Here is a 20,505-nt window from a genome sequence, read left to right on the forward strand (position 1 = left end):
TTGAAGCTTGAATGACCCTCGCCGGGTCTTTTGGCGTCTCTACAAGACCCCTCTGTCTGGCTAAGCGTATTGCGCGCGCCTGTTGCAGAAGGGTCTTTTCTGTCCTTCGAGGCGTGTCGACTTTAGACCGGGAGAAGGAGGAATTCACGTTGGCCATGCCGGAATTCGCCAGAAACATGGACCAAGACGCTGCCGCTCCTTTCTGCATGAACACGAATACGTATTATCATAGCCTCATCGACTGGGGCGACGCTAACGATCCGCTCCGCAAGCTGCTGTCTCCATCTTTGCCGGCGTCCGGCGGCCAAGGGATCTGGGGCGCCTCCGACGACGAAGCCGAATATCTGGCCCAAGGTTACCGCCATAAGTTCCGGACGTCCGCTTTCCTGATGCTTCCTGAGACGGAGGCTGAAGAGGGCGTGTCGCCGGCGCTCGCATACGTGGCGGCCCATCCTGAGATCCGCCAGGTGATACTGGCGGGCGGCGACTGCTTCGGCCTTCCCACGCTCAAGCTGCGGAATCTACTCCAGAGCCTGCGGGCCATCCCGCACGTCGGAATTATCAGGCTCAGCACGCGCATGCCGATCATGGAACCGATGCGCATTTCGGACGACCTGGGTTTGCTGCGCCTAATCCGCGAATTTTCAACGCCTTCCAAGCCGCTTTATCTGATGGCGCACATTCATCATCCGCGGGAGATGACGGACCAAGCGATTCGCGCGTTCCGCTCGCTCCGCGACGCCGGGGCCGTCATCGTGAACCGGACGCCGATCCTTGGCGGGATCAACGACGCGCCGGAGCTGCTGGGCGAGCTGCTGGAGCGCCTCGAGCTGGCCGGCGTGACGCCGTATTACTTTTTCGTCGACCGTCCGAGCGAGGCGAACGGGGAATTCTCGGTACCGCTATCCAGAGCGTACCGTCTGGTCGAAGAAGCCAAGCTGACGACGGCGGGACTCGGGCGGCGGGCGCGTCTTGCGGTCAACCACGACTCGGGCTTCGTCGAAGTGCTGGCCGTCGAGGGCGGCAAGGCCTATCTGAAGTTTCACGCTTCGCCCGACGACGACGCGGGCAAGTTCATCACGGCGGACTGCCCCGACGACGCGATGTGGCTGACCGAGCTGCCGGGCAGCGAATCGAGGATCGGGTCGCTGACGATCGACTATACGGACTCCGAGGATTACGGTCTCCGCACTTCTTACGTCAAGCGGCCGTATCAGATCGGAGACTGATCTGTCGCGCTTATTCGACATACATCCGGCTTTGCCTTTCGAGGCAGGCCGGATGTATATTTATTTTGACGGATAGTTGGGCGTCTACGGGGAAATGTTGAAACGGTCGGCCTGCATCCGCGTACTACAATACATAGCCGCGAACAAGCGGACAAGAGGAGGATTCGTGTAAATGTCTATTTTCAAACGATTGCGCGATCTCACGCTGTCTAACGTATATGCCTTAATTGAGAAGGCGGAAGACCCGGTCAAGATGACCGATCAATACCTGCGCGACATGGCAGAGGATCTCGAGGACGCGGAAAAGGCGGTCGCCGCCCAGATCGCGATCGAAAAGCGATTCAAGCAGCTGTACGAGGAGCAGTCGGCGCTCGTCGCCAAGCGCGAAGAGCAGGCGAACATCGCCGCGCAGGCGAAGAATATCGACCTCGCGCGGCGCGCGCTCGAGGAGAAGAAAGCGGCAGAGACGAAGGTTGCCGAGTACAAAGCCAGCTACGATCAGAACAAGCAGGCCGCCGACAATCTGCGTCTGAAGCTCGACGAGATGCGCAAGCAATTCACCGACCTCAAGAACCGGCGCGAGACGCTGGTCGCCCGTGCCAACGCGGCCAAGGCGCAAGCCGGCATCAACAAGGCGATGGCCGGCTTCGGCACCGATACCGCGATGTCCGGTCTTAGCCGGATGGAAGAGAAGGTCCGGCAGATGGAAGCGCACGCCGAGGCGACCGAGGAGCTCAGCCAGTCCAAAGGCAGGTCGCTGGACGACGAGTTCGCGACGCTCGGCAAGGACAAAGCCGTCGAGGACGAACTGGCGGCCCTGATGAAAAAGTACGAGAGCTAAGGCGATCCAAGAGGACTCCCCCGCGGGGTCCTTTTTTCAAACGCCCATCTAAGCTAAAATAAGGAAAGCATTTCATGGCGCGTCCGAAAAGGGGCGCTTCGGGCGGCCCATTCCCGCAGGCTCATGCGGAATCGCCCGGTTTTATCCGCGGGAGGAGAGACGTTAACATTGACGATTGAAAACGTGGTCGGCACGCTGCTGTGGACGGCGGCGGGCGCGGTGCTTCTGTTCATTCTCATGGGCATCGACGCTTATTTCACCAAGTACAAGGATATGGAAGAGATGAAGCGGGGCAATACGGCGGTCACCGTCCGGTTCGTGCTGAAGCTCGTCGCACAAGGTTACATTCTGTCCCGCTCGATCGTGACGTCAGACGATCTGGGCGAGGCGCTGCTCGTCTCCTTCATTTCGTTCGTCATCCTCTTCGTGCTGGAGTGGATCGTCGAATTCGCGTTCAGGCGCATCGGGGATTTGCGTTTGGACGAAGGCGTGCGGGACGGCGTCGTAGGGTATGGCCTGATCGCGGGCTCCCTGCATCTGGTCGGTGCGATGATCATCGGCTCGTGCCTGTAAGGCTGCGGGAGAGGAGGACAAGAGATGAGCTTGTTCAAACGGGTTAAAAATATTTTGAAAAAAGCTGAGCCGCTTCCGCAGGAGCGAAGCGTGCTGACGATGGGGCCGGGAGACGTGTGCGAGGTGTCCCTTGTCACTTACCAGGTGACCGGGCGCACGAAGCCGACAGCCCGTAACGAAGTTTGGCTGACGCTTCGGGACGGCGCGGACGTCCGCTATCTGAACATCGAGCAGCGGCTCGATCTGTCGTATTCCTTGTTCAGCACGATTGACGGGCGTCTCGATTCGATGGACGAAGTGCCGGCGCATATCGAGCTGGACGGTATCGATTACCACCTGGAGGACCAATACAACACGCGGATCGTCGAGGCGGGCAGCACGCCTTTTACCTCGGCGGGAGGCGATCTTTACGTATGGCGTTTCCAATCGGACGGGCGTAACCTGCTGCGGATCGAATGGCAGGACGGGCGCTTCATGCTGTATGAAGGCGAAAGCGTACTGCCGGGAGACGTGGAGTGGCTGAGAGGAAGCGGACGATGAGCCGGCCGGCGCGCCGGCGTTCCGGTCGCGGATGGCTGCGTTCCTCCATTCACCTGACCGTTATGCTGGCCTTGGTCGTGACGCTGTTGTCCGCGTGCGGGCCGAGCCTTAACGTTCAGGAGACGTATCCGCTCGAGTCGGTCAGCGGCAGCGGCAGCCAGACCTCCTACGTCTACAGGGCGGCGGGGGAGACGGTTCAGGAGGTCGCTACGGCGCTCGAGGCCAAGAAGAAGCCTGAGCAGGTGTCCAAGGACGATCCCGAGCATATGTTCCTCGTCTATTCGGATCAGGTCATTCATGTGCAAAAGGATCCGAACAAGCCGGAGGACAGCCTGGTCGAGGTCGACTCCAAGGAATACGTGCGGCAGAACTACAGTCCATCTTTCCTGGAGGGCTACCTGCTCGCGAGCTTGATCGGCAACCTGTTCGATTCGTCGAGAGGCGGCTATTACGGCGACTATCGCGGCTACGGGAGCCAAAAGTCATATCCGCCGACCTCGGGTACCTACCGCACGCCGACGGTCAGCGATCAGAAGGTCGCGCCGCCGCTCACGGTGGACAAAAAGGGCTCGATCTTCAAGCGCGGCAGCTCGTCCGGCTCCAGCGGCAGCGTAGGCTCCGACGGACTGTTCGGCAAGAAAAAGTCGACGACGGGCAGCATTACGCGCGACGGCACGGGCAGCTCCGGGAGCAAGTCCGGCTCGAGCTTCAAGCCGCGCAAGACGACGAAGCCGCGAACGAGCTTCGGCGGCTCGGGACGCATTAGGCGACGATGACGATAACGATAACGGAAGCGGAAACGGGAAATAGACCAATAATCTTATCGGCGTGAAGCACGCGCCGCTTGCATTCCTTATCTTCGGATGAGGGAGGCGGGCGGCGTTTTTGTTTTACATAAGGTGATAAAAAGGAGCAAAGATGCGATGAGTCCAGACTTATTTAACCTGGAAAAGTTTAAGGCCGATGCTTTGTATCGGCAGGGAGATCCGGAGGCCAACCGACAGTTTGAAAAAGCATTCGCCTCCTGGTGGGCCACGACGCTCCGGGCAGCTAAAGGTGCCAGATTACTCCGGCTAAAGTCCGGATTGACGTATGCTTCCATGTACTTTTTACGCTTCACCTGGTTTCCAGCTTTCGGCAGCTTGAAGGGACTGATTCCCGAATACGAGGTGGAGGATTACAAAGACGGTTTCCGGTACATCGATTTTGTGTATTTCACGAACGCGTATCGTGTAGCGATCGAAGTGGATGGCCGCGCTTCTCACCGCATGAACGCCACGCCTGCTGAATACGAAGATGAGCTCACGCCAAAACCATCTCGTCATCGACGGTTGGTCCGTGCTGCGTCTTGCCTTTCTCTCCATCCGCGACAAACCCAGGCAGTGTCAGCAGGTGCTGCAGCAGATGCTAGGGAAAATGAGGGTGGGGGACGAGGAGAGTACGGCACTGACGATGATTGAAACGCGAATACTCGATTATGCGTCTCGTATTTCGGGGCCGTTGGAGCCTTATGAATTACGGGGGAAATTGGGGCTGCATCGAAATACGATATCGAAATATATCGCATCGTTAGTAAGAAAGGGACTGATCGTGCCCGAGAGTGTGGATCACAAGCACAAGTATCGTTATCTGCTGGGCACAAGAGTCGAATAGCATCCGTGTACAATTAATGTGCATGGTGGGCGGTAGGAGCGAAGATGCATAAAAAATGTGCATGGTGGGCGCGTGGAGAGATGGGTCAGGGGCGGATGAGGCGAAGATGCATAAGAAATGTGCATGGTGGGCACGTGGGGAGATGGGTCAGGGGCGGTAGGAGCGAAGATGCATAAGAAATGTGCATGATGGGTTGGTCGGGCGATGAGATGGGGGGAGTTGGGGTGAAGATGCATAAGAAATGTGCATGGTGGGCGCGAGGTAGGATGAGACGCGGACGGGTGAAGCGAAGATGCCTAAGAAATGTGCATGACGGGACGGTTGGGCGATGAGGCGGGGGGGCGGTAGGAGCGAAGATGCATAAGAAATGTGCATGGTGGGTTGGTCGGGGCGACGACGCGGGGGCGGAGAGGCGAGGATGCACAAGAATGGTGCGCGGTGGCCGTGCGAAGCGAAGTTTAGCCGACGACAATATAAAAGCCGACGCGGCAACTGGACCGCGTCGGCTTATGAACGGCGTTAAATTAGCGATGAACGGGATAGCCCCGTTCATAGGCTTTCGGGATGTCGGTTTTGCCGTCGAGGCGGCGCAGCGCGTCGATCGCCCAGTACGGGTTGCGCAGCATGGCGCGGCCGATGACGGCCAGCTCGGCGTCGCCCGATGCGACGACGTGCTCGGCGAGCTCGGCATCGTCAAGCATGCCGACGGCGCTGACGGGGACGCCGAGCGCTTCCTTCAGCGCACGCGCGAACGGTACCTGATAGCCTGGATAGTTGCCGGGCTTGCCCTTCACTGCCGGGCCGCCTTCGCCGCCGGTGGAGACGTCGAACAGGTCGACGCCCGCGTCGCGGTAAGCGCGCGAGACCTCTAGAATATGGTCAAGGTCGTAGCCGTACTCTGCATACTCTATCGCGGACACCCGCATGAGCAGGGGCATATCGGAGGGCAAGACGGCCTTGACGGCTTTGATGACCTCCACGCCGAATTTGGCTTTGTCGCGACCGAATTCGTCGTCGCGCTTGTTAATGCCCGGCGAGTGGAATTGGTGGATCAAGTAGCCGTGAGCGCCGTGGAGCTGGATCGTGTCGAACCCGGCTTTGACCGCGCGGGCTGCGGCATCGGCGAATTTGCCGACCAGTGCCCAGACTTCTTCGGTGCTGAGCGCGCGGGGCTGCTTGGCGGTGGCGTCGAACGGCTCGTTCCACGGGCCGACAGGCGGTTCCGCGTCAAGCGCTTTGCGCCCGGCATGCGCGATCTGGATGCCGATCTTGCCGCCGTGCTTGTGGACCTCGTCTACGATACGCCGGTAAGCGGGAATTTGCTCGTCCGACCATAGGCCGAGATCTCTATTCGAGATGCGCCCGTCAGGTTCTACGTCGGTCATCTCGACGAGAATGAGACCGGCGCCTCCGACTGCGCGGGAAACGTAGTGAACGAAGTGCCAATCGTTAGGAGCGCCGTCTTCCGCGTCGACGGAATACTGGCACATCGGGCTCATGACGATGCGGTTGCGAAGCGATAATCCCTTTAGCGAATAAGGAGATCCGAGACTGCTCACGTTCATCACGCTCACTTTCCATTCAACTGTATGCAATAAAGTATCAGTTGTAATTGTAACTTGATCGTACACAGTTATGCAAGCTGAAAGCTGGGATTTACGATTAGCTTGGCTAGCTAGGGGCGTCCCTTACTTGCCGCTACCGCGCCTGTCCCATTGCGCAGACGCTTGCGCAGCATGGCCCACGCTAACAACGGCGAACTGCCGAAGACGAGCAGGAGCATGCGGATGAGCGTCGGGTTCGCGCTCTGCGATACGCAGACGATGAACACGATCGTGCCGATGAAGCGGCCGGCGTTGAGCGCCAGCTCCCGCAGGATGACGCGCTCTTCCCGCTGCTTGACATCCGCTTCGTTGCCGCCGATCTGGTCGAAAACGACCGAGACCGATGGGATCGAATAAAGCGGAACGAAGATCGCGGTCCCCAGGCCGAAGATAAGGAGCTGAGAATAGCCCGTGCCCCAGAATAGAGGAACGATAAACGCGATGAGCATGGCAGCACCCGCGAACATGCCCCAGTATCGGCCCTTCGGCTTGAGTAGTCTGCCCGCGATCCAAAAGCTGATCAGCGCCGCGGCGGACGTATACAACGAAAAGCTGCCGAGCTTCATCTCGCTCCCTGTCGACGTGTAAACGAGAAGCGCGATGACGAAGCCGAAGATGCCCTCCCGCAGGCCCTGCGCCACCATCGCCCAGGTGATGGCGCGCCAAGGACTGCCAGCACGAAGCAGCCGGCCTAGGCCTATTCGCCAGTCGTAGCGGCCGGCAGGCTCGCGCTTGTGCAGTCCGAACGTCAGCGCCGCACCTGCGATGAAGATCGCAAGCGAGATCCCGAATATGAGGCGATAGCCCGTATTGCCTCCGCTGCTGGCGATCAGAATGCCGGACAGCCAGGGCGCCAGCATGCCGGACAGCGAGCCGAGCAAGCCGGTCCAGCCGTTAAAGCGATCCCGGTTGCCGGGATCCGTAATTTCGAAGTAGACGACGTTAAAGGACAGCCAGAACAACCCCGAGGAGATGCCCTGGACAAGCCCAAGCAACGGGACTGCATCCGCGGCGCGCGTGCCGAACGCGAGCACGAGTCCGTAAAAAGCGGCTGCTGCGATGACGCCGCCCCGCAGGGCGTTCATTTTGTTGCCTTCTTTGACCCATTTTCCGGCCAGCCAAAACGTAAGGGACATCGCGAGCTGGTGAACGACGGCGAACCACCCGAGAAGCGCGTAATCCTGTTTGATTTTCCAAATGTAAATATTGACGAACGTTGCGGACAGCGCATTGCCGCAGGTGAAGAGCGCGTGCACGGCCAGCAGCAGCGCCGCCTGGCGGTCGAATCTGGCCGACTTGCCCCCTTTAGGGCTGACGTCCGTAAATGTTCTTCCGCTCGTCTTGCCCCACTGCGGCGAGAACGGGGATTTAGAAGAGTTACCCGGCATACCGACCTCCTGGTGACTGTCGAAAATTCCATGCCCGGTCCGGGCGCAGTCTGCTTAGGATGAACGAATGCAAGGGATAACATGATGATTATTTGAAAAAAATCGGGGATGGTCCGCCGCGGCGAGTCTCGAGGGAAATTAAACACACCTCCATAGTGTGTTTTGATTATAGCAAAAAAAAGGTGAGGGCGGCGATACTGCCTTCGCACAAAAAAAGTACCGCAGGCAAGCTGAGCGTTCAGCGGGTCTGCGGTACTGTTCGTTAAATAAGCAACGTGATAACGAGCAATTCGTACAACACGAGCGTCAGAATGGAATTCGCGGCGAACGGACCGAAGAAGCGGGCGTCCATAACGCTGGGCGAAACGGCCAGATGAAGGTGGCAGCCGTCGATCCCGACAACCGTTCCCTCGTACGAATGTCCGTCGATCGTTTTTACGCGCACGTTCCGGTTATGATGGGCGCCGCAGACGTCGGACAGCTTTTGCCGGATCTGCTTGGCGCCGGCCACCCAATCCTGATCGGCCTCGTAGATATGCGCGCTGTTGTCCAAGGCCTTGTTTTTCGAAGTCATGGTCAATCCTCCCTGGGCTTTGTGTCATTAGCCTATGCGGAGAAAGGCCCGGGGGTGACGAATGCTTCGGGTGGTCGGATGCTTCGTCGAAAGAACAAGAGCGGCTTTGGTTGAAGCGGAGTCGGGCTTACGGTGCGGTGCCGCTCTCCTTCTTATTGTATACGCCGCTGCCGACGCCTTCTTTTAATTTATCGTAAACCGTCCTGCCTTCTTTGTCCTTCACGGCGCCGAACGCGGTATTCGCATAAGTGAAGACCGTCTCGCGGGTGGCGGGCTTGGTTTTGCTGATTCCTTTTGCCGAGTTGGCGTCCAGAATGCCTTTTTCCAACGCGGCTTTGACGTAGGCGGCCGACCAATCGGCCGTTGTTGCGTCCGGCTGGATGCCAAGGAACTTGCACAGCAACGCGACGGCTTCGGCCGAAGTCACGTTGCCGTTCGGGTTAAACTTGCCGTCCCCGGTACCGAGCGTGTATCCGTTGTCTTCGATCAGGTTTTTGGCCGCCGAGATATAGCCGCTGTACCAGGAACCGGGCGCTACGTCGGTAAATGTAGGTGTCTGAACAGGCGGCTTGGCCTCGCTCTCCAAGCCGAATGCGCGAACCATAATAATCGCGAGCTGGGCTCTCGTAATGTTGGCGCCCAGGTTGAGGTTGCCCTGCTGGTCCCCGGACACGATGCCGGCATCGATCAGCGCCTTGAGCTTGGTCTCCGCCGCCGTCTTGTCGGCCGAAGCCGCGATTGCGCTTCCGCCGAGCGCCGCCAGCAAGAGCGCGGCTGCCGCCAACGCGGATACGGCCTGCTTTGTCTTTTTCATATGGACACGCCTCCCTATTTGTTTCTGATATGAATATCGGCGCGCCGCGGCGAACGTTGCAGATGATTTTGCGCGGCATGGACGGCCCGGGAGCGTTGGCGACGCATGGATGCGCCGCGGAGGAGACAATGATATAATGAACGGGCATCTGAACGGACAAAGGAGAGGAACACCATGGGGCGATTGCAAGTTTGCGACCACCCGCTGATTCAGCATAAAGTCACTTTTTTGCGCGATAAAAAGACGGAAACCAAGCAATTCCGGGAGCTCGTGGACGAGATTTCCACGCTGATGGCGTACGAGGCCACGCGCGATTTTCCGCTTACGACGACGACGGTGCAGACCCCTGTCGTCGAAGCCGAGGGGAAGATCATCGCGGGCCGGATGGTCGGCCTGATCCCGATCCTGCGCGCCGGTCTCGGCATGGTCGACGGCGTGCTCAAGCTGCTGCCGTCCGCAAGGGTAGGCCATATCGGGCTGTATCGGGACGAAGAGACGCTTCAGCCGGTCGAGTACTATGTCAGCCTGCCGACCGACGTGACGGAGCGCGAGCTCATCGTGCTCGACCCGATGCTGGCGACGGGCGGCTCGGCCAACGCGGCGATCTCGATCCTGAAGCAGCGCGGCTGCAAGCCGACCAAGCTGATGTGCCTCATCGCGGCGCCCGAGGGCGTCAAGGCTGTCCAGGAGGCGCACCCCGAGATCGACATTTTCGTCGCGGCCCTGGATTCGCATCTCAACGAACACGGTTACATAGTGCCGGGCCTCGGCGACGCAGGCGACCGGCTTTACGGAACCAAATAAAGCAGAGCTAGGCTTGTGGGAGGTACGGACTTGTGAAACCGATAAAAATCATGTCGATATTCGGCGTGCGCCCCGAAGCGATCAAGATGGCGCCGCTCGTGCTGGAGCTGCAAAAATACCCCGGACTGATCGAATCCACCGTTTGCGTGACCGCGCAGCACCGGCAGATGCTCGATCAGGTGCTGGATATTTTCGATATCCGGCCGGACTACGATATGAACGTCATGCAGGTCGGCCAGACGCTGAACGAGATCACGATCCGCGTCCTGCAAGGATTGGAGCCGATACTGGCCGAGGCCAAGCCAGACATGGTGCTCGTGCACGGCGATACGCTGACAAGCTTCCTGGCGAGCTATGCCGCGTTCCTGCAGCAGATCCAGATCGGCCACGTCGAAGCGGGCCTGCGCACCTGGAACAAGCTCTCTCCGTATCCGGAGGAGATGAACCGGCAGTTGACCGGCGTGCTGGCGGACGCTCACTTCGCGCCGACCCAATGGTCGGCGGGCAACCTGCGCAAGGAGAGCAAGCCGGAGGATCGGATTTACGTGACGGGCAATACTGTGACGGACGTATTCCAATACACGGTGAAGCCCGATTTCTCGCATCCGGTACTCGACTGGGCCAACGGCAAGCGTCTGGTCCTTATGACGGCGCACCGCCGCGAGAACCAAGGGGAGCCGCACCGGCAGATTTTTCGCGCGGTCCGCAAGCTCGCAGAAGCGCACGAAGATATCGCCGTGGTGTACCCCGTTCATCCGAATCCGGCCGTCAAGGGACCGGCCGAGGAGATTCTGGGCGATCATCCGCGGATCCGGCTGATCGATCCGCTCGACGTCGTCGAGCTGCATAACTTTTACAAGCACACGCATCTGATCCTGACCGATTCGGGCGGCATTCAGGAGGAGGCGCCTTCTTACGGGGTGCCCGTACTCGTGCTGCGGGATACGACGGAGCGCCCGGAAGGCGTAGGAGGCGGCACGCTGGAGCTCGTCGGTACGGACGAGCATCTGATCTTCGACAGGGCGAGCGCCCTGCTCACCGATCCGGCGCTGTACGAACGGATGAGCCATGCCGCGAACCCGTACGGGGACGGGCAGGCTTCGCGACGGATCGCGCAAGCGATTCTGCATCATTTTGGCAAGGGAGAACGGCCGTCGGCTTTCGAGGGTTGACGAGCCCGGCGACGGTTAAGCGTGAGGGGAGAGAGACCCTTTGGGCGGGCCGTCGCCTTTTGTGCGTAGGCGAGGAGCCAAATCGCCAAATAATGACGGCGGATTTTTCGCCGGATGACGAATCCGCTCGCACGGCAGAAGGAATGCCGGGTGAATTGTCTACAGCATACAGCGCAACTGTATGGTTTTAACAGCGGAAGAATCCAGATTTATCAAGGGTTTGGCGGGCTTGCGTTCACATAATGTTTGAATTTATGCGAATTGACAAATCCCATCGGCCAAGGATACAATATTACCTGAACCATTAGGAAGAAAGGGCTTACTTTTAGTCGATTTTCTTGTTAGTGGGATCGAAGGAGCGGATGTCCATGCCCGAATCCGAACGAAAACCGCCTCTGCCGCCGGACGAGAATCCATGGCGCGCAGCCGGGCTCGTAACCGCTATCGGTGTCGAACTGGCCGTGTGCGTCGGCCTGGGCTGGTGGATCGGATCCGTGGTTGACGGCAACCGCGGCACCTCAACTTGGTATCTGGTCGGACTTATCGTCGGCCTCGTCGCCGGCATCGGTTCGGCTGTGGGCCTTATTCGGAAGTTCGCCGTCAAGGGAAGGGGCAAATGATGGACGATTTGCCTGCTTTGATGAAGAAGGTTTCCCGCATTACGTTCTTTTTTTTGTCCATAGGATGTCTGGGGTGGGCGCTATTGCCCGCTTACAAGACTGTCTTCGGAGGATTCCTGATCGGTGCGATCGGCAGCTTGCTCGTCGCGTGGCATCTGGCTTGGAAGACCGTTCGGATCGGCGAAGCCGCGTCCGGCGGCAGAAGACCCCGTTCGGGGTTCGGCTTCCTTTCCCGCGCCGCGTTGGCCCTGCTCGCCGCGTTCGTATCGGTTCGCCTGCTCGAGTTCAATCTCCCGGCTACCGTAGCGGGATTAATTGCGGCGCCGTTGGCAACACTCCTACTGGGTATCTTGTCCAGACGCCGCCAAGGCGGCCACGCCACCGATGAAAGGGGTGAAAAGCACTAACATGGATCACTTAGCGCCAATCGTCATTCTCGGCGGTGTGAAGTTCGACCTTGCGGCTATCATAATGGTCATCGTGACCAGCATCGTCGCATTTGTACTCGCGCGCCTTTCCGTCCGCAATCTGTCCGTGGACAATCCCGGCAAGCTGCAGAATTTTATGGAATGGGTCGTCGAGTTCGTCAGCAACATCATCGGGATGGCGACAGACTTCAAGCGGGGTCGCGTCTACCTGAGCCTCGGTCTTACGCTGATCATCTACATTTTCATCGGCAACATGCTCGGCCTTCCGTTCAACTTCATTACCGAAGCGCACGGTCACGCGACGTTCCTCGGTATGGACCTGTTCATGAACGGCGAAGAGGAAGCCCACTTCGCATGGTGGAAGTCTCCTACGGCAGACGCCGCTATGACGATGGCACTCGCCCTCACCGTGATCGTAATCTCGCACATTCAGGGATTCCGCCACAACCGCAAGCATTATCTCAAGCATTACTTCGAGCCGTGGCCGTTCTTCCTTCCGATCAACCTGATCGAGACGGTGGCCAAGCCGCTGACGCTGGGTCTCCGGCTGTTCGGCAACATCTACGCCGGCGAAGTCATGATCGGCGTTATCCTTGGCATGGGTTGGGTCGGGATTCCGGCGCTGCTCGTCTGGCAGGGCTTCAGTATATTCGTAGGCGCCATCCAAGCGTTCGTATTTACGATGCTGACCATGGTGTATATCGGTCAGGCTAGCATTCACGAAGAAGATCATTAATCTCAAAGTACCCAATTCGAGGAGGATATTCACAAATGGAAATTTATGCTCTGTTAGCAGCTGCAATCGTGTTCGGCCTTGGCGCGCTCGGCGCCGGTATCGGTAACGGTCTGATCTTCTCCAAGACGGTCGAAGGCATCTCCCGCCAGCCAGAACTGCGCGGCGCTCTGCAAACGACGGCTTTCATCGGCGTAGGTCTGGTAGAAGCACTGCCGATCATCTCCCTCGTCCTCGCGTTCATCTTCATGGCGAAGTAAGCAATTTCATCTATAACGTTAGGCGCGGAGAGCCATCTGCCTCCACGCCTTCCTTATGCAAGAGGGCGCAATTCGGATTTGATCGACAGTTTTTGGGTGAAAGGAGTGGCTATCGTTGACCATCACATGGACCAACTTTTTTGTTCAAGTCATCGCATTCGGCATCTTGTACCTGCTGCTGTCGAAGTACGCCTTCGGTCCGCTGTTCGGCATTATGGAAAAGCGCCGTCAGCTTGTCAAAGAGCAGATCGACACGGCCGAGCGCAACCGCTCCGAGAGCGAACGTTTCCTCGAAGAGCAGAAGCAATCGCTGCAGCAAGCACGCAAGGAAGCCTATGATATTATCGAACAAGCGAAGTCGACCGGCTCCAAGCAAGCCGACGACATCATCTCCGCGGCGCGCGGCGAATCGAGCCGCCTGAAGGAAGAGGCGGTACGCGACATCGAAGCCGAGAAGAACAAGGCAATCGCTTCGCTCAAGTCCGAAGTCGGCGGCCTGTCCGTTCAAATCGCCAGCAAGATCCTCGAGAAGCAAGTCGATGCGGGCGCCCAAGGCGAACTGGTCGATCAATATCTCAAAGACGTAGGTAAGAAGTCATGAGCCGCGGCACGGTCGTAGCCAAACGATACGCCAGAGCGCTCTTCGATCTGGCGAGCGAGCAAGACGCGGTAGCCAGCACGGAGAACGAGCTGAAGCTGGTCGCGGACGCGATCGAAGCGAACGCAGACTTGCGCGTTTTTCTGTCGGCCCCGAACATTACGCTGGACAAGAAAATCGCCCTGCTGCGCAGCACGTTCGGCGACAACGTATCCCAGATCGTGCTGAACACGGTCAGCCTGCTGGTCGAGCGCGGTCGCGAGACCGAGATCCCGGCTGTGCTGGACGCGTACATGTCGGTCGCCGGAGGCGTCCTCGGACGCGCCGACGCCCTGGTCACCTCGGCCAAGCCGCTTACGTCCGAGCAGTCCGATGAGATCGCCGCGCAATTCGCCGCGGTCATCGGCAAAAAGGTACGCGTCATCGGCGAGGTAGACGAATCGCTGATCGGCGGCATTACCGTACGCATCGGCGACACGCTTTACGACGGCAGCCTGCGCGGCAAGCTGAACCGTCTATCCAAAGAACTTCAAACGAGTCAGTAATATACGCATGTATCTTGTAAGTAGGAGACAGGGGTGAACGAATTGAGTATCCGTCCTGAAGAAATCAGCACGCTGATCAAGCAGCAGATTCAGAACTATCAATCCGATATCCAAGTCGTTGACGTCGGTACCGTCATCACGGTCGGCGACGGCGTCGCTCGCGTCCACGGATTGGAAAAAGCGATGGCCGGCGAGCTGCTTGAATTCTCGAACGGCGTCGTGGGCATGGCCCTCAACCTCGAAGAAGACAACGTCGGCGTCGTCATCTTGGGCCCGTACACCGGCATTCGCGAAGGCGACCAAGTCAAGCGTACCGGCCGCATCATGGAAGTGCCTGTCGGCGAAGCGATGCTTGGCCGCGTAGTTAACGCGCTTGGCCAGCCGGTCGACGGCAACGGTCCGATCGCGACGACGAAGTTCCGTCCGATCGAATCCCCGGCTCCGGGCGTCATGGCCCGTAAGTCCGTATTCGAGCCGATGCAAACCGGCATCAAGGCAATCGACGCGATGATCCCGATCGGTCGCGGCCAACGGGAGCTCATCATCGGCGACCGCCAGACCGGCAAGACGACGATCGCGATCGACACGATCGTCAACCAAAAGGGCAATGGCGTTATTTGTATCTACGTCGCCATCGGCCAGAAGCAATCGACCGTCCGTACAGTCGTTGAGTCCCTCCGCCGTCAAGGCGCGCTGGATTACACGATCGTCGTTACGGCGAGCGCATCCGAGCCGTCCCCGCTGCTCTACATCGCGCCGTACACCGGCTGCGCTATGGGCGAAGAATTCATGTACAACGGCAAGCACGTCCTGATCATCTATGATGACTTGACCAAGCAAGCCGCAGCATATCGCGAGCTGTCCCTGTTGCTCCGTCGTCCTCCGGGCCGCGAAGCTTATCCGGGCGACGTATTCTACCTGCACTCCCGTCTGCTGGAGCGCGCAGCCAAGCTGAACGACGAGCTCGGCGGCGGTTCGCTCACCGCGCTGCCGTTCATCGAGACCCAAGCCGGCGACATCTCGGCTTACATCCCGACGAACGTCATCTCGATCACCGACGGTCAGATCTTCCTCGAGTCCGACCTGTTCTACTCCGGTCAGCGTCCGGCGGTTAACGTCGGTAACTCGGTATCCCGCGTAGGTTCGTCCGCGCAGACGAAGGCGATGAAGAAGGTCGCGGGCACGCTCAAGACCGACCTCGCCCAATACCGCGAGCTGGCTGCGTTCGCAGCGTTCGGCTCCGACCTCGACAAGGTTACGCAATCCCGTCTCGACCGCGGTATCCGCACCCTCGAGATTCTGAAGCAAGGCATCAACGTACCGATGCCGCTGGAGCGTCAAGTCGTTTCCCTGTACCTGGTCACCAAAGGCCACGCCGACACCGTGCCGGTACAAGACGTTCGCCGCTTCGAATCCGAGTTCCTGAGCTATCTGGATGCGCAACGCCCGGAGATTCTGGCGTCCATCCGCGATTCGAAGGACATTTTGCCCGACAACGACAAGGCGCTCGTCGAAGCGATCGGCGCCTTCAAGAAGAGCTTCGCTACGACCGCTTAATTAGCGAAGGCTTCGGCCATAGAAGCTTCCGCGCTGCGCAAGGCCGCCAGGTCGCCCGGCGCGGACAATAAGGTGGTGACATGAATGGCTAAAGGGATGCGCGAGATTAAGCGTCAGATCAAGAGCACGCAGAACATGAAGCAGATCACCAAGGCGATGGAGCTCGTCGCGGCTGCGAACCTCAAGCGCGCGCAAAATGCGGCGCTCGCGGGCCGGCCTTATGCCGACAAGCTCAAGGAAGTCGTCTCGAGCATCGCCGGCGGCGGCGGCAGCGTCAAGCACCCGATGCTCCAATCCCGCGAGGTGAAAAAGACGGCGTATATCGTCTTTACGTCCGACCGCGGTCTGGCAGGCGGTCTCAACAGCGGTCTGCTGAAGAAGTTCGTGGATACGCTGAAGAGCAAGCACAAGTCCAAGGCGGAGTACGATCTGTTCGTCATCGGACGCAAAGGCCGCGACTACCTGAAACGTCGCGATTACGCGATCGTCCAGGACGTCATCGGCGTGCCCGACTCTCCGAAGTTCGCGGATGTAAAGGCTATCGCGGCTGCGGCTGTGAGCGGGTTTGAGCAGGGGACGTACGACGAGGTCTATCTCGTCTACAACCGGTTCATCAACGCGCTCACGCAAATGCCGACGGTCAAGCAATTGCTGCCGCTCGACGCTTCGGCGCTCGGCGCGACGAATCAGGCAGGTCCGAGCGCGGGCTACGAATACGAGCCGTCTCCGGAAGCTGTGCTTAACGTCCTGCTGCCGAAGTACGCGGAAACCTTGGTATACAGCGCGCTGCTGGAGAACAAGGCGAGCGAATTCGGTTCGCGGATGACTGCGATGAGCAACGCAACCAAGAACGCCACCAAACGGATCAACGAGCTGACCCTGACGTACAACCGCGCACGTCAAGCGGCCATTACGCAGGAAATCGCTGAGATCGTCGGCGGCGCAAACGCATTGAGCTAAACTTTCGTTCGCGGCGGCCTGTCCGCCCGCGAAGCGAAGGATACGGATATAGACTGAAGTTACAGGAGGGACACGAATGAGCAAGGGGCGCATTGTCCAGGTTACGGGACCGGTCGTCGACATCGAGTTCGACAACGGCCATCTGCCGGACATCCTCAACGCAATCCAAATTCATCAGACCGGCGAACGCGAAGTCAAGCTGACGGTCGAAGTCGCGCAGCATCTGGGCGACAACATGGTCCGTACGGTCGCCATGTCTTCGACGGACGGTCTTATCCGCGGTACGGAAGCCGTCGATACCGGCGCGCCGATCACGGTACCGGTCGGACCGGCGACGCTCGGCCGCGTATTTAACGTGCTGGGCGACCCGATCGACAACGCCGGTACGGTCGACCGCACGATCGCGAATCCGATTCACCGCCAGGCGCCTCCGTTCGACGAGCTGTCGACGTCGCAAGAAATCCTGGAAACCGGCATCAAGGTCATCGACCTGATGGCCCCTTACGCCAAGGGCGGTAAGGTCGGCCTCTTCGGCGGCGCAGGCGTCGGCAAGACGGTTACGATGCAAGAGCTCATCCACAACATCGCTCAGGAGCACGGCGGTATCTCCGTATTCGCAGGCGTAGGCGAGCGTACGCGCGAAGGTAACGACTTGTACCATGAAATGAGCGACTCCGGCGTTATCGCGAAGACCGCGATGGTGTTCGGTCAAATGAACGAGCCTCCGGGCGCGCGTCTGCGCGTTGCGCTGACGGGTCTGACGATGGCCGAGTACTTCCGCGACGAAGAAGGCCGCGACGTGCTTTTGTTCGTCGACAACATCTTCCGCTTCACGCAAGCCGGCTCCGAAGTATCCGCCCTTCTCGGCCGGATGCCGTCCGCGGTAGGTTACCAGCCGACGCTGGCAACCGAAATGGGTCAACTGCAAGAACGGATCACTTCGACGAAAAAGGGTTCCGTTACCTCGATCCAAGCGATCTACGTACCGGCGGACGATTATACCGACCCGGCTCCGGCTACGGCGTTCGCTCACTTGGACTCGACGACGAACCTCGAGCGGAACATCGCGGCAATGGGTATCTTCCCGGCCGTCGACCCGCTGGCATCGTCCTCCCGCGTTCTTGCGCCGGAAGTCGTCGGCGAAGAGCATTATGCCGTCGCGCAAGGCGTCAAGAAGCTGCTCCAGCGCTACAAGGAACTGCTCGATATTATCGCTATCCTCGGTATGGACGAACTGTCCGAGGACGACAAGCTCGTCGTTCTGCGCGCGCGTCGTGTCCAACTGTTCCTATCCCAGCCGCTGCACGTTGCCGAAGCCTTCAACGGCATGCCTGGCGTATACGTGCCGGTTAAAGATACCGTTCGCAGTTTCAAAGAGATCCTTGAAGGGAAGCATGACGATCTTCCGGAACCGGCGTTCCATAATGTCGGCTCGATTGAAGGCGCAGTCGAGAAGGCGAAGACGCTCGCACAAGGGCTCTAATCCGCTTTTGATGGAGGTATCGATATGAGCACCTTACGTTTGGAAATCGTCACCCCCGAGCGGATCGTTTACGAAAAGGATGTCAACATGGTTGTCGTCCGTGGCGTAGACGGGGATTTGGGCATCATGCCGCATCATATTCCGCTGGTGACGCCGCTCAAGATCGCGCCCGTCAAGGCGAAGATCGGGAACAACGATGAGTACATCGCGGTTCACGGCGGCTTCATGGAAGTCCGCAAGGATAAGGTCGTCATCCTGGCGGAATCCGCGGAGCTTGGCGGCGATATCGACGTTCATCGCGCCGAGCTTGCCAAGGAACGCGCGCAGGATCGTCTGAACCACAAGCAAACCGAAGTCGACCACAAACGGGCCGAGGCTGCACTGCAGCGCGCACTCACCCGGATTCGGGTCGGCGGCGGAAACTAAGTTTAAACGCATATCGCCGGGAGGCGGCACCTGTTCGCAGGAAGCCGCCTCCCGGCGATTTCTGCGTTTTTTTACACTGGGCGCGAGCGGGCGTATACTTAAACGAAGCCATCACGAGGAAAGGCGGACGACTGCGCCATGGAAGATATCGTCATCGTAGGAGCAGGGCCTTGCGGCCTGTCGGCCGCGGCCGAGCTGCAGGACCAGGGCTTCAACCCTTTAATATTCGAAAAGGAAAACGTCGGGTACTCAATCTCCCGTTACCCGGTCAATATGCAATTTTTCAGCACGGCGCCGATGCTCGAGATCGCAGGCGTGCCGTTTATTACGCCAAACGACAAGCCATCCCGGCTAGAGGCGCTGAACTATTATCGCATCGTATCGGAAAGGCGGGAGCTGCGGATTCGCCGCTATGAAGGCGTCACGGCCGTCGAACGGGACGGCGACGCTTATCGCGTCACGTCGGTGGGCAGATCCGGCCAGCCTGCCTATACCCACGCTCGAAAGGTCATCATCGCGACCGGTTACTTCGACCATCCGAACCGGATTGGCATTCCTGGCGAGGATCACGCGCATGTGAGCCACTTTTTCACCGAAGCGCATCCGTACGCGGGGACGCGCGTAATCGTCATCGGCGGCAGCAACTCCGCCGTCGACGCGGCGCTGGAGATGGAGCGCGTAGGCGCGAAGGTGACGGTGGTATACCGGGGAGAATCGGTATCCGCCAATATTAAGCCTTGGGTACGCCCGATTTTCGACAGCTATGCGGCAAAAGGACGGATCGACCTGCGCCTGCAGAGTAGAGTCGTGGAGATCGGCTACGACCAGGTCACGGTAGAGAGCGTGAAGGAGGCGGACTCGGTTGATTGTCGGACAGAGATCGTCAAGGAAACGCTGCCTGCGGACTTCGTGCTGGCGCTGACGGGATTCCGGCCGGATCGGGCTTTCCTGCGGTCGATGGGCGTTGAGGCGCCGGATGGAATCATCCCGCCGACGCACGATCCGGAGACGATGGAAACGAACGTGCCGGGACTTTATCTGGCCGGCGTCGTTTCCACGGGTCGGGACGCCAATGAAATATTTATCGAAAGCGGACGTTACCATGGACGCAAAATCGCGGCGCACCTGGCATCTTTGCGGACGGTTTAAGGCGGCTTTGTCGACAGATCTGCTTGAACTGCGCCCATCCCGGGTAAATTAGGAGAGCAAGCTTATCCAATCGGGAGGGATTCACATGCCTAAGATCCAGAACAATCTCAATCAAAATCTGGCGGACTGGAGCGTCATTTACTTTAAGCTTCACCACTTCCACTGGTACGTGAAGGGGCCTCACTTCCAGACGCTTCACGTGAAGTTCGAAGAGCTCTACGACTTCGCGGCGCTGTCGCTCGACGAAGTGGCCGAGCGCATTCTCTCGATCGGCGGCAAGCCGGCATCTACGATGAAGGAATATCTGTCGCTCACGAAGGTGAAGGAAGGCGGGAGCGAGACGAAGGATGTCGACATGGTCAAGGCCGTCATCGACGACTTCATCCTGCTGACCAATGGATTGAACGAAACGCTTGAGCTGGCCGACGAAGCCGGCGACGCGCCGACGGCAGATCTGCTCACGAAGCAGGTCGAAGCGCTGCAAAAGCACATTTGGATGCTGAGCGCGACTGCCGGCATCGAAGTGCCGACCAAGGTGAAGGCTTAAGCGAATA

General features: G+C 59.0%; 24 protein-coding genes. 20 read left to right on the plus strand and 4 right to left on the minus strand.

The genetic code is table 11. The annotated features are described in order from the left end of the window. Positions 1-155 precede the first annotated feature (155 nt). From ACFOTD_RS10815 to ACFOTD_RS10840, 6 genes are all read left to right on the plus strand, one after another. Positions 156-1,229 (plus strand): KamA family radical SAM protein, encoded by a 1,074-nt coding sequence (locus ACFOTD_RS10815; RefSeq protein WP_378118813.1) that lies wholly within the window; start codon positions 156-158, stop codon positions 1,227-1,229. A gap of 172 nt (positions 1,230-1,401) precedes the next feature. Next, positions 1,402-2,070 (plus strand): PspA/IM30 family protein, encoded by a 669-nt coding sequence (locus ACFOTD_RS10820; RefSeq protein WP_378118512.1) that lies wholly within the window; start codon positions 1,402-1,404, stop codon positions 2,068-2,070. Positions 2,071-2,238: 168 nt separating this feature from the next. Further along, positions 2,239-2,643 carry a DUF350 domain-containing protein gene (locus tag ACFOTD_RS10825; RefSeq protein WP_378118514.1) on the plus strand — a complete coding sequence of 135 codons (405 nt, stop codon included), beginning with the start codon at positions 2,239-2,241 and terminating at the stop codon, positions 2,641-2,643. A gap of 24 nt (positions 2,644-2,667) precedes the next feature. Continuing rightward, positions 2,668-3,183 carry a DUF4178 domain-containing protein gene (locus ACFOTD_RS10830; RefSeq protein ID WP_378118516.1) on the plus strand — a complete coding sequence of 172 codons (516 nt, stop codon included), beginning with the start codon at positions 2,668-2,670 and terminating at the stop codon, positions 3,181-3,183. Continuing rightward, a complete protein-coding gene (locus tag ACFOTD_RS10835; protein ID WP_378118815.1) occupies positions 3,180-3,959 on the plus strand; it encodes a DUF4247 domain-containing protein in 780 nt (259 codons plus the stop codon). Before ACFOTD_RS10830 ends, ACFOTD_RS10835 begins: the two co-directional genes overlap by 4 nt. Before the next feature lie 147 nt (positions 3,960-4,106). Beyond that, positions 4,107-4,643 carry a hypothetical protein gene (locus ACFOTD_RS10840; protein WP_378118518.1) on the plus strand — a complete coding sequence of 179 codons (537 nt, stop codon included), beginning with the start codon at positions 4,107-4,109 and terminating at the stop codon, positions 4,641-4,643. A 717-nt stretch (positions 4,644-5,360) separates the two neighbouring features. On the opposite strand, the gene ACFOTD_RS10845 is transcribed toward ACFOTD_RS10840, so the two are convergent. From ACFOTD_RS10845 to ACFOTD_RS10860, 4 genes are all read right to left on the minus strand, one after another. After that, positions 5,361-6,395, minus strand: a complete 1,035-nt coding sequence (locus ACFOTD_RS10845) for an NADH:flavin oxidoreductase/NADH oxidase (protein WP_378118817.1) — start codon at positions 6,393-6,395, stop codon at positions 5,361-5,363. A 116-nt stretch (positions 6,396-6,511) separates the two neighbouring features. Then, positions 6,512-7,828 (minus strand): MFS transporter, encoded by a 1,317-nt coding sequence (locus ACFOTD_RS10850; RefSeq protein ID WP_378118520.1) that lies wholly within the window; start codon positions 7,826-7,828, stop codon positions 6,512-6,514. A 262-nt stretch (positions 7,829-8,090) separates the two neighbouring features. Beyond that, positions 8,091-8,402 (minus strand): acetyl-CoA acetyltransferase, encoded by a 312-nt coding sequence (locus tag ACFOTD_RS10855; RefSeq protein WP_378118522.1) that lies wholly within the window; start codon positions 8,400-8,402, stop codon positions 8,091-8,093. Between the two features lie 127 nt (positions 8,403-8,529). Beyond that, the gene (locus ACFOTD_RS10860) at positions 8,530-9,216 is read right to left on the minus strand and encodes an S-layer homology domain-containing protein (RefSeq protein WP_378118524.1); all 687 of its coding nucleotides are present in this window, start codon (positions 9,214-9,216) and stop codon (positions 8,530-8,532) included. A 174-nt stretch (positions 9,217-9,390) separates the two neighbouring features. On the opposite strand from ACFOTD_RS10860, the gene upp reads away from it, so the two are divergent. The 14 genes from upp to ACFOTD_RS10930 all read left to right on the plus strand — a co-directional run bounded on the left by upp (position 9,391) and on the right by ACFOTD_RS10930 (position 20,498). Continuing rightward, positions 9,391-10,020 carry a uracil phosphoribosyltransferase gene (gene upp / locus ACFOTD_RS10865; protein ID WP_378118526.1) on the plus strand — a complete coding sequence of 210 codons (630 nt, stop codon included), beginning with the start codon at positions 9,391-9,393 and terminating at the stop codon, positions 10,018-10,020. A 32-nt stretch (positions 10,021-10,052) separates the two neighbouring features. Beyond that, positions 10,053-11,192, plus strand: coding sequence for a non-hydrolyzing UDP-N-acetylglucosamine 2-epimerase (gene wecB, locus ACFOTD_RS10870; RefSeq protein WP_378118527.1), 1,140 nt, complete (start codon positions 10,053-10,055; stop codon positions 11,190-11,192). A 368-nt stretch (positions 11,193-11,560) separates the two neighbouring features. Continuing rightward, positions 11,561-11,812: an AtpZ/AtpI family protein gene (locus ACFOTD_RS10875; RefSeq protein ID WP_378118529.1), complete on the plus strand. Its 252-nt coding sequence runs from the start codon at positions 11,561-11,563 to the stop codon at positions 11,810-11,812. Then, positions 11,809-12,219, plus strand: coding sequence for an ATP synthase subunit I (locus ACFOTD_RS10880; RefSeq protein ID WP_378118531.1), 411 nt, complete (start codon positions 11,809-11,811; stop codon positions 12,217-12,219). Before ACFOTD_RS10875 ends, ACFOTD_RS10880 begins: the two co-directional genes overlap by 4 nt. A gap of 1 nt (position 12,220) precedes the next feature. Beyond that, complete coding sequence (atpB, locus tag ACFOTD_RS10885; RefSeq protein WP_378118533.1) at positions 12,221-12,976, plus strand: F0F1 ATP synthase subunit A; 756 nt, start codon at positions 12,221-12,223, stop codon at positions 12,974-12,976. Positions 12,977-13,011: 35 nt separating this feature from the next. Further along, positions 13,012-13,233: a F0F1 ATP synthase subunit C gene (gene atpE, locus ACFOTD_RS10890; RefSeq protein WP_090116173.1), complete on the plus strand. Its 222-nt coding sequence runs from the start codon at positions 13,012-13,014 to the stop codon at positions 13,231-13,233. A 115-nt stretch (positions 13,234-13,348) separates the two neighbouring features. Next, positions 13,349-13,834 carry a F0F1 ATP synthase subunit B gene (gene atpF / locus ACFOTD_RS10895; protein WP_282913115.1) on the plus strand — a complete coding sequence of 162 codons (486 nt, stop codon included), beginning with the start codon at positions 13,349-13,351 and terminating at the stop codon, positions 13,832-13,834. After that, positions 13,831-14,376 carry a F0F1 ATP synthase subunit delta gene (locus ACFOTD_RS10900; protein ID WP_378118536.1) on the plus strand — a complete coding sequence of 182 codons (546 nt, stop codon included), beginning with the start codon at positions 13,831-13,833 and terminating at the stop codon, positions 14,374-14,376. The genes atpF and ACFOTD_RS10900 overlap by 4 nt, the downstream gene beginning before the upstream one ends. A gap of 42 nt (positions 14,377-14,418) precedes the next feature. Further along, positions 14,419-15,933, plus strand: a complete 1,515-nt coding sequence (gene atpA / locus ACFOTD_RS10905) for a F0F1 ATP synthase subunit alpha (RefSeq protein WP_378118819.1) — start codon at positions 14,419-14,421, stop codon at positions 15,931-15,933. Between the two features lie 84 nt (positions 15,934-16,017). After that, on the plus strand, positions 16,018-16,893 hold the full coding sequence (gene atpG, locus ACFOTD_RS10910; RefSeq protein WP_378118537.1) for an ATP synthase F1 subunit gamma: 876 nt from the start codon (positions 16,018-16,020) through the stop codon (positions 16,891-16,893). A 76-nt stretch (positions 16,894-16,969) separates the two neighbouring features. Next, on the plus strand, positions 16,970-18,376 hold the full coding sequence (gene atpD, locus ACFOTD_RS10915) for a F0F1 ATP synthase subunit beta (RefSeq protein ID WP_378118539.1): 1,407 nt from the start codon (positions 16,970-16,972) through the stop codon (positions 18,374-18,376). 24 nt (positions 18,377-18,400) lie between these two features. Continuing rightward, on the plus strand, positions 18,401-18,802 hold the full coding sequence (locus ACFOTD_RS10920; RefSeq protein WP_378118541.1) for a F0F1 ATP synthase subunit epsilon: 402 nt from the start codon (positions 18,401-18,403) through the stop codon (positions 18,800-18,802). Positions 18,803-18,940: 138 nt separating this feature from the next. Continuing rightward, the gene (locus tag ACFOTD_RS10925) at positions 18,941-19,951 is read left to right on the plus strand and encodes a YpdA family putative bacillithiol disulfide reductase (RefSeq protein ID WP_378118543.1); all 1,011 of its coding nucleotides are present in this window, start codon (positions 18,941-18,943) and stop codon (positions 19,949-19,951) included. 85 nt (positions 19,952-20,036) lie between these two features. Beyond that, positions 20,037-20,498: a Dps family protein gene (locus ACFOTD_RS10930; RefSeq protein WP_378118544.1), complete on the plus strand. Its 462-nt coding sequence runs from the start codon at positions 20,037-20,039 to the stop codon at positions 20,496-20,498. The last annotated feature ends 7 nt before the right edge of the window (positions 20,499-20,505 follow it).

Origin of the sequence: Cohnella sp. GCM10012308, assembly GCF_042649185.1 — a bacterium.
Classification (GTDB): Bacteria; Bacillota; Bacilli; order Paenibacillales; family Paenibacillaceae; genus Cohnella.

What these genes read in the sequence shown, in the direction of transcription:
- ACFOTD_RS10815 (WP_378118813.1), top strand. Translation starts at nt 156, where the DNA reads ATGCCGGAATTCGCCAGAAACATGGACCAAGACGCTGCCGCTCCTTTC.
- ACFOTD_RS10820 (WP_378118512.1), top strand. Translation starts at nt 1,402, where the DNA reads ATGTCTATTTTCAAACGATTGCGCGATCTCACGCTGTCTAACGTATAT.
- ACFOTD_RS10830 (WP_378118516.1), top strand. Translation starts at nt 2,668, where the DNA reads ATGAGCTTGTTCAAACGGGTTAAAAATATTTTGAAAAAAGCTGAGCCG.
- ACFOTD_RS10835 (WP_378118815.1), top strand. Translation starts at nt 3,180, where the DNA reads ATGAGCCGGCCGGCGCGCCGGCGTTCCGGTCGCGGATGGCTGCGTTCC.
- ACFOTD_RS10840 (WP_378118518.1), top strand. Translation starts at nt 4,107, where the DNA reads ATGAGTCCAGACTTATTTAACCTGGAAAAGTTTAAGGCCGATGCTTTG.
- ACFOTD_RS10850 (WP_378118520.1), bottom strand. Translation starts at nt 7,828, where the DNA reads ATGCCGGGTAACTCTTCTAAATCCCCGTTCTCGCCGCAGTGGGGCAAG.
- ACFOTD_RS10855 (WP_378118522.1), bottom strand. Translation starts at nt 8,402, where the DNA reads ATGACTTCGAAAAACAAGGCCTTGGACAACAGCGCGCATATCTACGAG.
- ACFOTD_RS10860 (WP_378118524.1), bottom strand. Translation starts at nt 9,216, where the DNA reads ATGAAAAAGACAAAGCAGGCCGTATCCGCGTTGGCGGCAGCCGCGCTC.
- upp (WP_378118526.1), top strand. Translation starts at nt 9,391, where the DNA reads ATGGGGCGATTGCAAGTTTGCGACCACCCGCTGATTCAGCATAAAGTC.
- ACFOTD_RS10875 (WP_378118529.1), top strand. Translation starts at nt 11,561, where the DNA reads ATGCCCGAATCCGAACGAAAACCGCCTCTGCCGCCGGACGAGAATCCA.
- ACFOTD_RS10880 (WP_378118531.1), top strand. Translation starts at nt 11,809, where the DNA reads ATGATGGACGATTTGCCTGCTTTGATGAAGAAGGTTTCCCGCATTACG.
- atpB (WP_378118533.1), top strand. Translation starts at nt 12,221, where the DNA reads ATGGATCACTTAGCGCCAATCGTCATTCTCGGCGGTGTGAAGTTCGAC.
- atpE (WP_090116173.1), top strand. Translation starts at nt 13,012, where the DNA reads ATGGAAATTTATGCTCTGTTAGCAGCTGCAATCGTGTTCGGCCTTGGC.
- ACFOTD_RS10900 (WP_378118536.1), top strand. Translation starts at nt 13,831, where the DNA reads ATGAGCCGCGGCACGGTCGTAGCCAAACGATACGCCAGAGCGCTCTTC.
- atpG (WP_378118537.1), top strand. Translation starts at nt 16,018, where the DNA reads ATGGCTAAAGGGATGCGCGAGATTAAGCGTCAGATCAAGAGCACGCAG.
- atpD (WP_378118539.1), top strand. Translation starts at nt 16,970, where the DNA reads ATGAGCAAGGGGCGCATTGTCCAGGTTACGGGACCGGTCGTCGACATC.
- ACFOTD_RS10920 (WP_378118541.1), top strand. Translation starts at nt 18,401, where the DNA reads ATGAGCACCTTACGTTTGGAAATCGTCACCCCCGAGCGGATCGTTTAC.
- ACFOTD_RS10925 (WP_378118543.1), top strand. Translation starts at nt 18,941, where the DNA reads ATGGAAGATATCGTCATCGTAGGAGCAGGGCCTTGCGGCCTGTCGGCC.
- ACFOTD_RS10930 (WP_378118544.1), top strand. Translation starts at nt 20,037, where the DNA reads ATGCCTAAGATCCAGAACAATCTCAATCAAAATCTGGCGGACTGGAGC.